14 protein-coding genes are annotated in these 14,797 nt (G+C 65.6%); 6 read left to right on the top strand and 8 right to left on the bottom strand.

What is annotated here, in order from left to right:
* The first annotated feature begins 82 nt into the window (after positions 1-82).
* From JOE30_RS07885 to JOE30_RS07900, 4 genes are all read left to right on the top strand, one after another.
* The gene (locus JOE30_RS07885; protein WP_204865896.1) at positions 83-1,000 is read left to right on the top strand and encodes a LysR family transcriptional regulator; all 918 of its coding nucleotides are present in this window, start codon (positions 83-85) and stop codon (positions 998-1,000) included.
* Positions 1,001-1,210: 210 nt separating this feature from the next.
* Positions 1,211-2,710: an MFS transporter gene (locus tag JOE30_RS07890; RefSeq protein WP_204865898.1), complete on the top strand. Its 1,500-nt coding sequence runs from the start codon at positions 1,211-1,213 to the stop codon at positions 2,708-2,710.
* Positions 2,711-2,750: 40 nt separating this feature from the next.
* Complete coding sequence (locus JOE30_RS07895; RefSeq protein WP_204865900.1) at positions 2,751-3,563, top strand: enoyl-CoA hydratase-related protein; 813 nt, start codon at positions 2,751-2,753, stop codon at positions 3,561-3,563.
* 35 nt (positions 3,564-3,598) lie between these two features.
* Positions 3,599-5,137: an acetyl-CoA acetyltransferase gene (locus JOE30_RS07900; protein ID WP_307806100.1), complete on the top strand. Its 1,539-nt coding sequence runs from the start codon at positions 3,599-3,601 to the stop codon at positions 5,135-5,137.
* A 125-nt stretch (positions 5,138-5,262) separates the two neighbouring features.
* Here JOE30_RS07900 and JOE30_RS07905 read toward each other — a convergent pair whose 3' ends face one another.
* From JOE30_RS07905 to mftA, 7 genes are all read right to left on the bottom strand, one after another.
* Positions 5,263-7,050 carry an NAD(P)/FAD-dependent oxidoreductase gene (locus JOE30_RS07905; RefSeq protein WP_204865902.1) on the bottom strand — a complete coding sequence of 596 codons (1,788 nt, stop codon included), beginning with the start codon at positions 7,048-7,050 and terminating at the stop codon, positions 5,263-5,265.
* Positions 7,051-7,375: 325 nt separating this feature from the next.
* Positions 7,376-8,839, bottom strand: coding sequence for a mycofactocin system GMC family oxidoreductase MftG (gene mftG, locus JOE30_RS07910; protein WP_239532523.1), 1,464 nt, complete (start codon positions 8,837-8,839; stop codon positions 7,376-7,378).
* Between the two features lie 42 nt (positions 8,840-8,881).
* On the bottom strand, positions 8,882-9,559 hold the full coding sequence (mftE, locus tag JOE30_RS07915; RefSeq protein WP_204865904.1) for a mycofactocin biosynthesis peptidyl-dipeptidase MftE: 678 nt from the start codon (positions 9,557-9,559) through the stop codon (positions 8,882-8,884).
* A 1-nt stretch (position 9,560) separates the two neighbouring features.
* A complete protein-coding gene (gene mftD, locus JOE30_RS07920) occupies positions 9,561-10,748 on the bottom strand; it encodes a pre-mycofactocin synthase MftD (RefSeq protein WP_204865905.1) in 1,188 nt (395 codons plus the stop codon).
* A gap of 47 nt (positions 10,749-10,795) precedes the next feature.
* Positions 10,796-12,082, bottom strand: coding sequence for a mycofactocin radical SAM maturase (gene mftC, locus JOE30_RS07925; protein ID WP_204865906.1), 1,287 nt, complete (start codon positions 12,080-12,082; stop codon positions 10,796-10,798).
* On the bottom strand, positions 12,079-12,393 hold the full coding sequence (mftB, locus tag JOE30_RS07930; RefSeq protein ID WP_307806101.1) for a mycofactocin biosynthesis chaperone MftB: 315 nt from the start codon (positions 12,391-12,393) through the stop codon (positions 12,079-12,081). Before mftB ends, mftC begins: the two co-directional genes overlap by 4 nt.
* A 7-nt stretch (positions 12,394-12,400) precedes the next feature.
* Positions 12,401-12,511 (bottom strand): mycofactocin precursor MftA, encoded by a 111-nt coding sequence (gene mftA / locus JOE30_RS07935; RefSeq protein WP_204865907.1) that lies wholly within the window; start codon positions 12,509-12,511, stop codon positions 12,401-12,403.
* 113 nt (positions 12,512-12,624) lie between these two features.
* On the opposite strand from mftA, the gene mftR reads away from it, so the two are divergent.
* On the top strand, positions 12,625-13,233 hold the full coding sequence (gene mftR / locus JOE30_RS07940) for a mycofactocin system transcriptional regulator (RefSeq protein WP_204865908.1): 609 nt from the start codon (positions 12,625-12,627) through the stop codon (positions 13,231-13,233).
* A 111-nt stretch (positions 13,234-13,344) separates the two neighbouring features.
* A complete protein-coding gene (locus JOE30_RS07945) occupies positions 13,345-14,274 on the top strand; it encodes a PaaX family transcriptional regulator C-terminal domain-containing protein (protein ID WP_307806102.1) in 930 nt (309 codons plus the stop codon).
* A gap of 9 nt (positions 14,275-14,283) precedes the next feature.
* Here the strand turns inward: JOE30_RS07945 and JOE30_RS07950 are convergent, their stop codons facing one another.
* Complete coding sequence (locus JOE30_RS07950; RefSeq protein ID WP_204865910.1) at positions 14,284-14,697, bottom strand: RidA family protein; 414 nt, start codon at positions 14,695-14,697, stop codon at positions 14,284-14,286.
* Between the last annotated feature and the right edge of the window lie 100 nt (positions 14,698-14,797).

Consider the following 14,797-nt stretch of genomic DNA (forward strand, 5'->3'; position numbering starts at 1 on the left):
GAGTCGTCGCTGGGGCGATGGCCAGCGCCATCTTTCGCACGTAAACGTGCTCGAATGCGCAACGTTGGTGCAGACTTCCCGCATGGACGTCCACCATCTGCGCTGCTTCGATGCCGTTGCGCGGGAGCTACATTTCGGCAACGCGGCGGCGCGTCTCCACCTCACGCCCTCGCCCGTCAGCCGGGCGGTCAAGGAGCTGGAGCGGGAGCTGGGAGTGGATCTCTTCGTACGCAAACACCACGAGATCGTGCTGACGCCGGCGGGCGTCGCGCTGGCCCCGAGAGCGCGAGCAGTCCTTGCCGACATCGCGGACATGGCACTGATCGCGCAGTCGACGGCGCCTGATCGTGCGCGGGTCGTCCGAGTCGGCGGTTCCTTCCATCTTCCGCCGACATATTTCGACGAGTTTCTCGAGCTGGCGCAGGGCGTGGCCGCGCCTCGCGTCGTCGACGTGGTCTCACACCCCTCGGCTCAGCTGGTGTCATCGGTGGAGCAAGGGGAGCTCGACATCGCCATGGTCTATCTCCCGGTGGACATTCCGGAGATATCGGTGCTCGAGACGGCACGGTTGTCGTTCTGGGTGGCCATGAAGTCCGACGACCCCCTGACGGCCGAGGAGCGCGTCGCGCTGGCCGACCTCCGCGACAGGACCGTGGCGATCGCGTCGGCGCGCTCCCAACCCGCGGCTGTCAACGGCTTGTCCGAGCGACTACGTCGCGAGGTGGGTGCTGTTCGACACCTCGACGACACCGACATGATGAGCATCGCCAACCACGTGCGACGGTCCGACGATCTCACCCTCAGTCTCGATCCTGCGATGGGCGGCACCAGCCGCGTCTTCGACGATGCTGCATTCGCGCTCCGGCCATTGGATGAGCCGTCGATCCACTTCTCGGTCGGCCTGGTGTGGCGAACGTCGGCAGCCGCAGGTGACCGGTTGGTCGACAGTCTCGTGGAGGCCGCTCGCACGCGCTGGTGCAGTGGACCCGACTCCCTCTGACACGGTCCCGATCTTCACCTCCGGCGTTGCCGAAAGCGCAACGCTCGCATGAAGAATTGGGCAATAGACGAAGGCTGCTCGTGTGTGTCACCGTGAAGCGCCCCGGTGCGACGTGGATCACAGCGGCACTCTGCCGACCGAGCCGTCCGAACGTCGCTCCACTGCGGGCCCCTCTCGCGCGGTCTCGCGCACTGCCTCAGGAGAACGACCATGGCTTTGGACGACACCACTTTTCGAGACCGATCGCGCAACGGTCGCACATCGGATGCCGGCGAACGTGGTGCGCGATCGTCTGCACCCACCGGCCTGCCTCGATCCGTCATCGCGATGATCGTCACCCTTGCCTTCAGTGAGGCTCTCGTCGCAGTCAGTGCCACTGCGGCCATACCACTGATCCCGAAGATGTCCGAGTCCTTCGGCGCCTCGGGCGCGGCCACTGCGTGGATCGCCATCATCTCACCGCTGATGGGAGGCGTGACCACTCCAGTCATGGGCAGACTCGGTGACACGTTCGGGTATCGCAAGGTCCTCGTGGCTGCATTCGGTCTGCTGTGTGTGGGCACGCTGCTGTGTGCTGTCTCGACGAGCTTGCCCATGTTCCTCTGCGGGCGTGCACTGCAGGGATTCGTCATCGGCACTCTGCCCGCGGTGGTGGGAATCTTGCGCAATCACCTCGAGCCGAAGGCTGTCAGATCAGCACTCGGGATCGTCGTGGCCGGTCAAGGTGTCGGCGTCGGAGTGGGATTCATCCTGGGCGGCCTGCTGCAGGACTACGACTGGAGCGTCACGTTCTGGGTCATGCTCGGACTCGCGACTCTCGCGGTGATCGCACTACTGACGACCTTGCCCGGCGCCAGCGGCGAGCACACGGGGGGTCGGTTGGATCTCGTCGGTGCTGCGATGTTCTCGTGCTTCTGCGTGGGGATGCTCCTTCCGCTCAGTATGGGAAGCACGTGGGGGTGGTCGAGCCCGATGACGCTCGGGCTGTTCGTGATCGCAGCCGTCGCCCTCCCGGTCTGGGCGGTATGGGAGTTACGCCACCCCGAACCGACCGTCGACGTGAGGCTCTTCTCGAATCCGTTCTTCGTCCTTCCCAACATTGCCGGCTTCATGATCGGCGCGACGTGTGGCGCGCTCTTCCTGCTCTTCGTCGGCTATGCCTCGTTGCCTCGCGAGGTGGCCGGGTTCGGATTTTCGGCCAGCATCCTTCAGTCCGGCTCGTTCCTCGTGCCCGATGCGGTGTGCGTGTTGATCGGCGGGCTGCTGGTGGGCCGGATCGCTGCTCGACGAGGCCCTCGATTCGTATTGCTGGTCGGATCCGTGTTGACCTCGGTGGCGTATCTGTTCCTGACGCTTGCCCATACGGAGAAGTGGCAGATGTACCTTGCCTCGGCAGTCGTCGGCTTCGGGATAGCGGGAGCGAACACGGGAATGTACCTACAGGTGGCCCGGACAGTGTCTCCTGACCGGGCCGGGATGGCGCAGGGCGTGAACTCCCTCGTCTACGGCCTGGGTTCCGCGACCGGAAGCGCGGCCATAGCCGCGATCCTCGCAGCGCACACGAATGCTTTCCCGTTCTCGGACGACCGAGGCTACGGCGTCAGCTACGCCCTCTGTTTCGTCTTCGGGATCATTGCGGTCGGCTCGACACTCCTCGACGGGTTCCTCGCAAAGCGAAGCGGCGCGGGGGAAGTCTCGGCGACCTCCTGACCCGACGACCTGCATTCCTCGAACAGAACGGACGACGTGAATGAACCAGACGATAGATGTCGCGGGCAACGGTTGCGTGCTCGTGGAGCAGCAAGGACACACGCTCATCGTCACGATGAACAGACCGGCCGTGCGCAACGCGGTCAACTTCGACCTCTCCATCGGGGTCGGGGAGGCGATGGAGTTCGCAGAGGAGACGTCCAGCGTGCGGACGGTCATTCTGACCGGGGCAGGAGACAAGGCCTTCTGTGCCGGCGCGGATCTGAAAGCGGCGGCGGCGGGCGAGTTCAGCATCGATGACGACCGGCTGGCACGCTGGGGTTTCGCCGGCTACGTGCAGCACGCGATCAGCAAGCCGACGATCGCCGCGGTCAACGGGTTCGCGCTCGGGGGCGGCACGGAGATCGCCCTCGCGAGCGACCTGGTCGTTGCGCTGGACACAGCTACCTTCGGCCTTCCGGAGGTCAAGCGTGGTGTGTTCGCTGGGGCCGGCGGAGCATTCCGGCTGCCCAGGCAGATACCGACGAAAATCGCCATGGAAGCGATGTTCACTGGTCGACCGATCTCGGCCGCGCGGGCGTACGAGCTCGGATTGGTGAACGCGCTGGCTCCAGCGGGCGAACTCATGAACACCGCACTCGATCTGGCGGAGGTCATCAACGCGAATGCGCCACTCTCCGTTCGAGCGACGAAGAGGATCGCGATGGGAATCGACGACCACACCGTTCCAGCGGAGCGCGACGACTGGGCCCGCACCCGCCGAGAGGGTCGCGTTCTGTCCACGAGCGAGGACTCCGGCGAAGGGATGCGCGCCTTCGCCGAGAAGCGTGAGCCTCGCTGGTCCGGTCGATGACAGCACACTCGCACGTCGAACAGGATCGAGGAACAGTGGATCGACTTCATCTGGACCCCAGTACCCCCGTTCTCGTCGGATGCGGACAGGTATCCGATCCGCTCGATCACGGTGACTACCACCGGTGGTCGGCCGTCGAGCTCGCGGCCGAGGCGTCGAAGAGGGCCCTCGCGGATGCGGGTCTGGAGGCGTCCGCAGTGGACACGGTGGCAGGGGTTCGTCAGTTCGAGATCTCGTCCGACTTCGGCACGGCCCCTCTCGGACGCTCGAACAACTTCCCGCGTTCGGTGGCGTATCGCCTCGGTGCGTCCCCGAAGCGGGCGGTACTCGAGGTGGTGGGAGGGCAGGGACCGCAGCACCTCGTGAACGAGTTCGCCAGAGAGATTTCTGCCGGACGTGCACAGACAGTCCTCCTCTTCGGTTCCGAGGCGATCTCCACCACGCGGGCGTTCGCCGGGAGGGACGACTCGCCCGATTTCGATGAAGTGGTGGAGGGCGATCTCGAGGACCGAGGATACGGTCTCGAAGGTCTGATGAACGAGTACGAGATGCGGCACGGGTTGGTGGGCGCACCGCCTCAATACGCGTTGCTCGAGCACGCGCGACGACATCGAATCGGTGCGGATGTCGGCGCATACGCAGATCAGATGGGTCGGCTTTTCGCGCCGTTCACGTCTGTGGCAGCGCGTAACCCCTTCGCTGCTGCGCCGATCGAGAGGACGGCCGGCGAGCTCGCGACCGTCTCCGAGAAGAACCGACTCATCGCCGACCCCTACCCCCGATACATGGTGGCCCGAGATCAGGTGAATCAGGGCGCTGCCGTGGTCATGACCTCCGTCGGCGCGGCCGATGCCGCAGGAATTCCTGAGGACCGCCGGGTCTATCTTCACGGATCGTGTGACCTTCGCGAACTCGACCTGCTGGACAGGCCGGACCTCTCGCGGAGCCCGGCGGCGGTGCGGGCGTCGGAGATCGCTCTGCAGCGGGCGGGTCTGGCTGTGGACGACGTCGCGCACTTCGACCTGTACAGCTGCTTTCCCATTGCCGTGCTGAGCGTGTGCGACGGGCTCGGACTTGCTCCGGAGGACCCCAGAGGGCTGACGCTGACGGGAGGGCTGCCCTTCTTCGGTGGGGCGGGAAACAACTACGCGATGCATGCGATCGCCGAAGCGATGAATGCCGTTCGCTCGGGTGCCGATGGACCGGTGTTCGTCGGCGCCAACGGCGGGACGTTGAGCAAGTACTCGGTGGGGATCTACTCGACTGTGCCGCGGGCGTTCCGCGTCACGTCCGACGCTGCGATTCAGGCCGAGCTCGACTCGGTCGAGCGGGTTGCTGTGGCCACGCTCGACGGCACCACTGCGGCAGTGCTGGAGACCTACACCGTGGTGCCCCGCAAGGAGGGCGGCGCGGCATCGTTCGTCGTGGGCCGGCTCGGCGACGGCTCCCGCATTCTTGCCGTGTCCGAGGACGATTCGATTGCGGCGACTCTCGAACTCGGAGAATCGATCGGAACCGAATTCACGGCACGGCCATCGGAGGGGCGCAACCTGCTCATCGCGGTCGGCCGGTGAGCTGCCCCGGACGGTGAACACCGTGGTCGCGCCTCGGTAGTTCGACAGTGCCGTCGAGAGTCCAGGAACTACTGGACTCTCGACGGCACTGGTCGCTGTCGGGTCACCTCGTCCGAAACGCGGTGCTACGACACCTCTGTCAGAGACTCGACCCGAGCGGGTCGTCGAGCGATGCCCAGGAGATTCGCCTTGATCTGGAGGGCGACGAGCTCGCCGTGATTGCGACCTCCCGCGAACCCACTGGTCATGAACCACAGACCGGGTTGCTTCGTGGGCCGCCAGACGTTGCGCAGCTCTCCGTCCTCGTCGAACCCGCCGATCGGACCCAGCTCATCGGCCACCTCGTTGCCGAAGAATCGACGGACTTCGCCCTGCAGATTCTCGTAACCTGTTGCCAGAACGACAGTGTCGAACGGCAGCTCGTGTCCGTCGTGCCGCCGAACTCCGTCGGGAGTGAACGTCTCGACGTCTCGAGTCTGCAGCATCTTCACCTGGCCCGAGATGATCATCTCCGAGCAACCGGTGTTGAGGTAGTAGCCCCCCGATCGCTCGAAGAACTTCCAGAACCACCCCGTGCCCTCCCATCCGTCGTCGATCTCCATTCCGGCACGTCGGAGGTTGTCGAGGAGCTCACGATCGTTCTCGTTCGTCCTGCGGGTGAGCGCCTGGAAGTTGGGGATCATCAGAGGCCGCACGAATCCGGCAGAGGAGAGCATGTCGCCTTCGTACAGTGGTGTTCCGTCCATGTACTGCAGGTAGGACATGTCGGCGCTCTCGAGGCTCACGATCGAGGTGGGGTTGCGCTGCAACATCGTGACGTGCGCCCCCATCTGGGTCATGTATTTCGCAGCGTCGTGGCCACTCGAGCCTGTTCCGACGACCAGCACGTTCTTGCCTTCGTAGCCCAGTGCAGAGTGGAAGTCCTTGGTGTGGAAGACCTCGCCGCGAAACGAGTCGATACCTTCGAGTCGAGGAATGTTGGCGGCGCCGCCCACTCCGCCCGTCGCCATGACGATGTGCCGTGGGCGGAGCTGCCGACGAACGCCATCGCGCTCGACGTCGACCTTCCAGGTCTGTGACGAGGCGTCGTACTCGGCACTCCGGAAATCGGTCGACGTCCAGTAATTGATCTCCATGGCGTCGACATAGGACTCGAACCAGTTGGCGAGCTTGTCCTTCGGGAGAAACTCGGGGAACGACCTCGGGAACGGCAGAAACGGGAACTCCACCATCAGAGTGGGGTTGTGCAGCGCCAACGCGTCGTACCGGGTACGCCAGTTGTCGCCCACTCGCGGATGGCGGTCGACGACCAGGGCGTCGACGCCGAGATTTTCGAGGTATGCGGCCGTGAAGACCCCGGAGTGACCGCCGCCGACCACCAAGACCTCGGGCTCACGGTCGATGTACGAACTCTCCAGGTCCCGATGCGCCTGCCACGACCATGCCTCGGGGCTCGGTTCGTAGCCCAACCCAGCCGGCCACGGCTCGGAGACGTGTCCCGTGAGGGTGCGCAGGCGCGTGAGAAGCGTCCAGCAGCGGAAGCGCCCGTCGCGATCGTCCTGCACCAATCGGACCACGCCCGTTCCTCCACCGATGCTCGTATCGAACTCGATGAACGCCTCGGTCACGTCCCTGCCTCCGCGGACCACTCGACGAGGCGCGGACATGGACTCGGCGATGCGCCAGCGGGTCGGTCCCACTCGATCCGACTCGCTCAGCATCTGCTCGGCGATGGTCTCGTCACCCGCCGCGCAGCACAGGTCCCAGGTGAAGGCGACCATGTCCCGCCAGTACGAGTCCGCGACGAACAGGTCCGCCAGAGACTGGGCATCGCGCTGCGACACCGCTCGTTCGAGGTCGCCGAGCCAGGAGGCGATCAGATCGCTGGGCTGCTCCGGTGCTCGCGAGGTCATGCCACGGGCCCGGACTGGTCGGACGGCGAGCTGACGAAGTCTCGGGACGCCTCGGCGACCGTCGATGACCTACGAGCGGAATGGTTCGTACTCGCACACGTCGGGTGACCTCGATGGGCCTCGGCCGGTCGCTTCATGCTCTTCCTCACTTCGATAGACCCTTAGCGTGGTGCTGATGAGGGTATTCATTACTGTGTATACGTCTGTAGCGCTCGCGTCTATCGTGAACTTACAGCAGTTTCGAGCTGGTCGCGGCGAGTCTGACGATAATAAGTGGCCTTTATTACTGGCCGCGACCTGGCGGGCGCAATGGATCCAGCATCGTTCAGATCTCGGCGATCTGCGCTGCGCAGGCGCGATGCGCGGCCATCACGACGGTGGCGTGGGGGCCGCGTGACACCGGGGACGGGAACATCGATGCGTCGACGACCGACAGGCCCGTCATCCCTCGCACCCGGCCGACGGAATCCAGAACGGCGAGGGGATCGTCGTCGGCGCCCATGCGCGCGCTGCCCATGGTGTGCAACGACCCACCCAGCGACATCTCGGCGCGGGACATCTCGGGAGGGAATACCTCTGCCACCGCCGCTGCCAGCATCGGAGACGCCAGGATGTCCATCGCCACCCGGACTCCGGTTCGCAGCGCTTCGTGGTCCGCCTCCGTCGCTGCATAGTTGTGGTCGACCGCGGGCGCGGAGAACGGGTCGTCCGACACGACGGTGACGCCCCCTCGTGCTTCGGGGGTCATGTGTGCGACGCCTATGGTCGGCAGCATCGGGGGAAGCCCGGGGATCATGCGATCGAACGAGGACGTGTACGGACGGATCTCGAGGGGTCCGACCTCCAGGACGGCCTGCAGGGGTGTACCTGCATCCGGTGCACTCGGACCGGTCACCGGCTGGTACGTGACGACGATCTCAGGATGGTCGGCGACCCCGAGTCCGACGCCAGGGAGATTCTGAACCGTCGGAAGGCCGATCTGCCGAAGCTGCGCGGCGTTGCCGATTCCGGAGTGCTGGAGCAGGTTCGGTGTACGCACCGCTCCGGCCGCCAGTACCACCCGATCCGCGTAGGCAGTGAAGTTTCCCTGGTCGTCCCGGCCCGTGACCCCGACGACTCGCTCGTCGCGCACGATCAGTCGCGCCACGTGCGACCGTCCGCGAACGGACACCGTGTCCGCGACCGGTCGCAGGTAGGCCTGTGCCATGGAGATACGTCGACCGTGCACCACGTTGGACGGCACGGCACCGATACCGTCGCCGGCATCCGGGCCGTTCAGATCCTCGACGTACTGATACCCCGAGGCCACCGCTGCCTGCAGAAACGCTTGTGGGAGTGGAGCAGTGACCGAGCGAGTCACCGGCACCGGACCGTCCGAGCCATGATGGTCGCGCGCTCCGAAATCGAGATCGTTCTCGATGCCGGCGTAGTGCCGGGCAACGGTCGCCCTGTCCCACATGTCTTGTGGCCAGCTGTCGAAATCGGACAGGGGTGCGCGCACGAAGTACCCACCGTTGACGGCGCCGGATCCGCCGAGAACGCGGCCCCGGGTGGTCACGAAGTGATGGGTGCGCGTCGTGTGCGCCGTGATCGGATCGATGTAGCGAGACCCGGGGCCGATCGGCATGCGCTGGGCGTCCGTCAGCTCGGACGGCCACGACCCGGTGGGGGCCGAGAGCGCGAAGGCGTGGCCGGCCTCGAGAATCAGGACAGAGGCGCCGGCCTCGGCGAATGCGGCAGCGGCGACGCAGCCCGCGCTGCCCCCGCCGACGACGATGACGTCAACCATCACGCCCGGACCGATGACCTGACCCTGTGCAGAACACGCCGGTCACCGAAGGATGCCGAGGTCGTCGGGTGTCCATCGTTCGACAGCGGAGACGAACCGTTGTCTGAGTCCCGCGAGCAGGTCGGTACCCTCTGCCGGTGTCGCGCCGCTGGGATCGCCGAGAACACCGGAGCTGGACACGCTCATGACACCGGACACGGTCATGTGCTCCATCAGCGTGGCGACGGGGTCGGTGTTACCGACGACCGCAGCCTCGATCTCGACGTGCTCCGGTGCGATGTGCAGCATCAGCGACGTCTCGGTCCGTCCCGCATGCGCGTCGGCCCCCGGGATGCTGCACGGGAACCAGGCCACGTCGCGCCCTTCGTACCGCAGGAGCGCCACGGCCTCGGCGAGGGCGGATCCGTTGCCGCCGTGTCCGTTCACGAACACGACCCGGTCGGCCCACCGGCAGATGGATCTGCCGTACTCGACGAGAATCGTGCTCAGGGCAGTGCGCCCGAGGGACACGGTGCCGGGGAAGCCCTCGTGTTCTCCGCTCGCTCCATAGGCGAGGGGAGGGGCGATCCATGCATCCGACACGACGTCGGCGACCGCTTCGGCGATGGTGGTGTCCGTGTTCAGCGGGAGGTGGGGTCCGTGCTGTTCCACGGACCCCACCGGCACTACCACCAGACCGCCGTCGACGTGCGGCCATCGAGCGGTCCCGAGTTCGGCCATGTCAGAGAGTGCGCGCAGCCTGATCGACGTCGGCTCCCAGGGCCCTGACGAAGCCGTCGGGCACGACGATGTCGTCGGGGCGCAGATCGGCGATCGAACTCTTGCCCATGCCGAGCAGGGCGCTGTCGACTCCCATGCGCAAGACGTCGAAGACGTTCTCGACGCCGGCCTGCCCGTTCGCGGCGAGACCCCACAGGTAGGCGCGGCCGATCATGACTGCGCGGGCGCCGAGGGCGACGGCCTTGACGACATCGCTGCCGCGGCGGATACCGCCGTCGAGAAGAACCTCGATCTCGTCGCCCACGGCCTCGGCGACGGCGGGCAGCATCCGGATGGTGGCGGGTGTGCCGTCGAGGTTGTTGCCGCCGTGGTTGGAGACGGAGATCGCCGAGAAACCGGCGTCGACTGCGCGGCGTGCGTCGTCGACGCGGGAGATGCCCTTGAGCATGAACGGGCCGTCCCACTGCGCACGGAGCCAGGCGATGTCCTCCCAGGACGGCGGTGGAGTCTGCTGCCACATGCCGTAGGCACCGAAGAAGGTCGGCGGTTGTGGAGCGCCGGCGGGCAGGATGTTCGGCGTCGTCAGATCCGGGATGCGACCTGACTTGGCGAACTTGTAGAGCCACGCCGGGCGGATCAGGCCCTCGGGCGCGAACTTCGCCATGGCGGCGAGGTTCATCGTCTCGGGAATGGCGGGGCTGCCCCAGTCGCGGCCGTAGGAGAACGACCAGTCGAGGGTGAGGATCATCCCCACCGCCCCGGCAGCTTTCGCCCGTTCCATTCGGGCGACCATCTCCTCGCGGGTGCCGAGCCAGTAGACCTGGAACAACGTCTGCGAGTTGACCGCGGCGACGTCCTCGACGGACTTGGAGGCGAAGGACGACAGTCCCATGATGGTGCCGCGGGCGGCGGCGGCGCGGGCGACAGCGACCTCACCGTCGGGATCGACGGCCTGCACGCCGGTGGGCGAGATGATCACCGGCATGGAGATGTGTTGCCCCATCACCGTCGTCGACTGATCACGGACGGCCGCGTGGCCGGCGACGTGGGGTGCGAAGCCGAGTTCGCCGAACGCTGCCATGTTGTCGTCGTAGGTGTTGCCGCGTTCGGATCCGGCGATCAACGCCGAGTACACCGACGGGGGAAGCCGCTTCTTGGCTCGTCGCTGCATCTCGGCGACGCTTTCCATCCACGGGTTTCTCGCCCACGGGTTGTGGGCTTGGATATCGCGTAGCTTCACTGATCGTCCTTGCTGAAAGTCATTCCTGCGAGCGGGTTCTCGTCGCACAGTTTTGAGGCCGGCCGGCCTCCGGCCTCCACGAGGGCGGGTGCGCCGTCGCGGCGGGTGAGCAGCGTCAACGGAATCGACGCCTTCGGGGTGGAGCGCTTCCCGGTGCGGGAGTGATCGACACTCGACTTCGGGACGGTGCCGCGATCAGCGGCGAGGGCAGATTCACCGTAGCCCTGCACGCATTCGGGGTCGGGGCCGTCCATGGGCAGTCCGGTGAAGAACTTCGCGGCCATGCACCCACCGCGGCAGGCATCGAAGTGCGCGCACTTCGTGCAGGCGCCGGACGTCTGCGGTGAGCGCAGTTCCTGGAACAGTTCCGAGGTCTGCCAGACGGCTTGGAAGCCGCCCATGTCGGGGGTGGCGTCGCGGACGATGTTGCCGGCGAGGAACTGGTCGTGGATGGCGAAGGGGCAGGCGTAGACGTCGCCGATCGGGTCGATCAGGCACACCACTCGTCCTGCGCCGCACAGGTTGAGCCCCGGCAGGGCGTCGCCGAAGGCGGAGAGGTGGAAGAAGGAATCGCCGGTGAGGACGCCGTCGCCGTTGGCGACGAGCCAGTCGTAGAGTTCGCGCTGCTGCGCGGCGGTGGGGTGAAGGTCGTCCCACACGTCCGCGCCGCGACCGGACGGACGCAGGCGGGTGATGCGCAGCGTGGCGTCGTAGGCGTCGGCGAGGGCTTTGAACTCGTCGAGCTGGGAGACGTTGTGCCGAGTGACGACGACAGAGATCTTCGCGTCCCGGAACCCGGCGTCCTTGAGGTTCTTCAGGGCGCGGACGGCCATGTCGAAGGAGCCGGGGCCGCGGACAGCGTCGTTGACCTCGGCGGTGGCGCCGTCGATGGAGATCTGCACGTCGACGTAGTCGGAGGCGGCGAGCCTCGCGGCGACCTTCTGATCGATCTTGACGCCGTTGGTGGAGAACTTCACGCCCACCTGGTGGGCGGTGGCGTAGTCGACGAGCTCCCAGAAGTCGGATCGGACGGTCGGTTCACCGCCGCCGATGTTGACGTAGAACACCTGCATCTTCTGCAGTTCGTCGATGATCGACTTGCACTGCTCGGTGGAGAGTTCTCGGGGGTCGCGCCGTCCGGAGGAGGAGAGGCAGTGCACGCAGGAGAGGTTGCAGGCGTAGGTGAGTTCCCAGGTCAGGCAGATGGGGGCGTCGAGGCCGAGTTCGAACTGGTCGACCAGGCGGCCGACCGGTTGCTCGGGGCGGGCGAGGGTGGAGGTCATGCCGGGCCTTCCTGCACGGGAGAGGGAATGATCATGTTCGAGCGCGCCAGCACTGCGAGCGCGTCGGCGTATCGGGGCATCGCCTCCTCTGACACACCCCCCGCCGCCAACGCCGAACGCGCGTCGGCGTGGTCGGGCAGCGAGCGAACGATCTCGACGATCGCCGTGTTCTTGAGGAACGAGAGCTTGCGAGTTCCGAAGTGATACAGCAACGCCCCGAACGGCTCGGGACGTAACGCGACCTGAGGATTGAGCTGCCACGCCAGGTCCAGGTTCACCGTTCGAGGCGATGCAGCGAGCACGTCGGTCACAGCCGGCTCAGTAGACGCCGCACATACCGTCGATGGAGACTTCCTCCACCAACGACTCCTGTACCAACGGCTCCTCGGACTGGGATGCTTCTGACGTGGGGTTCGACTGTTCGGACATGAAAACCTCCATAGGTGTGATGCGAGTCGCACGATCGACACGTGGTGTCGTGCAGCACACGGTAATGGCATCGAGTGCATAAAGTAAACAGATCGGACGAAATTGGAGGAAACGTGGTGGAGCGGGACCTGTCAGGGACGGTGGGACGTCCGCCCGCGGCGAGCAAAGGCGGTATCAGCGACGTCGGCATCGCGCTGTTCGCGGAGCGCGGGTTCGACGCGACCAGCATCGACGACATCGCCGAGGCCGCCGGGATCGCTCGGCGGACCTTCTTCCGCTACTTCCCGTCCAAGAATGCTGTTCCCTGGGGAGACTTCGACGCCAGCCTCGCACTGTTGCGACGCCTACTCGACGAGATGCCGATCTCGATGTCGGTGCCGGACGCAGTGATGGCTGCACTACTGCAGTTCAACTCCTTTCCCGATGAGGAACGTGACGTGCATCGGATCAGGATGCGCTTGATCTTCGAGGTGCCGGCCCTACAGGCGTACTCGATGGTCATGTACCAGGGATGGCGGGCAGTCATTGCGGACTTCGTGGCCGATCGTGAGGGTCTCGGTCCCGAGGAGCTCTATCCGCGGACCGCCGGGTGGCTCGCGCTCGGCGTCGCGATCTCCGCGTACGAACAGTGGCTGTCGGATGACGGATCTGCACTACCGGACTTGTTGCGACGTGCTTCCGAACCGCTCTACCGAGGTCTGCGTCGCCTACCTGATGCTTGAACGTCGGGCCGATACGCACTGCGAATCCATCGGGAAGGTGACGGTCGCCCACCCGTCCAGTTGTGGTTTCGATGACGTCGATCATGCGCTGTGGTCCCCACGGAGTCGAAGGTGCCGACCACTCGGCGTAGCCACGACGTGCGCGCGGCCGTGTGGTTGGATCGAAAGGTGGTGGATTTCGACGGCTCCGACATGATGGGCGATCCGGGCTCTGTCGAGGGTGCAGGGGAACTCGCCGATCGATCACTCCCGCCCCGGTCGCTGATCGTCACCGTGGTCGGGCTCTACGTACGCGAGTTCGGTGGATGGGTCGGAGTCAGCAGTTTGATCCGTCTTCTCGAGCCGGTGGGTGTGGACGCGCCTGCCGTGCGGTCTGCGGTCTCGAGGCTCAAGCGGCGCGGGATTCTCGTAGCCGAGAAACGGGACACCACAGCGGGATACGCGCTCTCAGCGGTTGCGCGTGACATCTTGGCCATCGGTGACCGGCGAATATTCGATCGACCTGCGGCAGTCGGCGAAGACTGGACCATGGTCGTGTTCTCGGTTCCCGAGAGCGAGCGACACAACAGGCATGCGCTGCGGACTCGCCTGGCAGGCCTCGGATTCGGCAACGTCACCTCGGGAGTGTGGATCGCACCGACCCACCTCGCTGCGGACTGCGCGAGGGCCTTGGCGGTGGACGGGCTCGATGCATATGCGGACCTGTTCGTCGGTGCGCGCCTGGACTCCGCCGAGCTGGCAGCACGAGTATCGCAGTGGTGGGATCTCGACGCTCTCGGTGCCGCCTACGCTCGGTTCTTCACTCAATTCGAGGAACTCCGCGAGAGGTGGAACGAGGCGTCACCTGCCCAGGATCCGGGCGAGGCGTTCGCGGACTACATTCGCGTACTCACTGCCTGGAGGCGGCTGCCGTATCGCGACCCCGGGCTGCCCGCTCACCTTCTTCCTCGACCCTGGCCAGGTGAGCGGGCCACTGCGCTGTTCGCAGATCTTCGAGCTCTGCTGGAGAAGCCTGCGCACACCTTCGTCGACAACGTGTGACCAGAGGTCCTACGGACGGATCAGGCGATCTTCGGGAATTACTGCCACACCGGTGATTTCGATCATGGCCTCTGCTTGCCACAGGCCGGTGGTGCCGATTCCGGCCATTGCCGGGTAGACCGGCCCGGCGAGTTCGCGCCACACGCGGCCGATCTCCTTACCGTGTGCCTGGTAGTCGGGAATGTCGGTCAGGAAGATCGTGATGTCGACCAGATCCTCGGGCTGCCCACCTGCTGCTGCCAACGTGGTCAGAACATTCGAGAACGACTGGCGAAACTGTTCCACTATCCCGCCCGGGACGATGTTCATGTTCTTGTCGAGGGCTGTCTGCCCGCCCAGGTAGAGCGTGTTGCCGGCCAATGTGCCGTGTGAAAACCCTTTGGGTGTCGGCAGTTCGGACGGAGTGACGGTGTGGTGGGCCATGGGTGGTCCTTCCCGAGAGTCGTCGAATGAGTTCGTTCACGATAAGTATTGCGCACTCACGACGATCGTGCAAAACTCGACACAAGATCACGTCGGAAGG

The sequence above is a fragment of the Rhodococcus sp. PvP016 genome (assembly GCF_017832185.1).
In the GTDB taxonomy this organism is placed as follows: domain Bacteria; phylum Actinomycetota; class Actinomycetes; order Mycobacteriales; family Mycobacteriaceae; genus Rhodococcoides.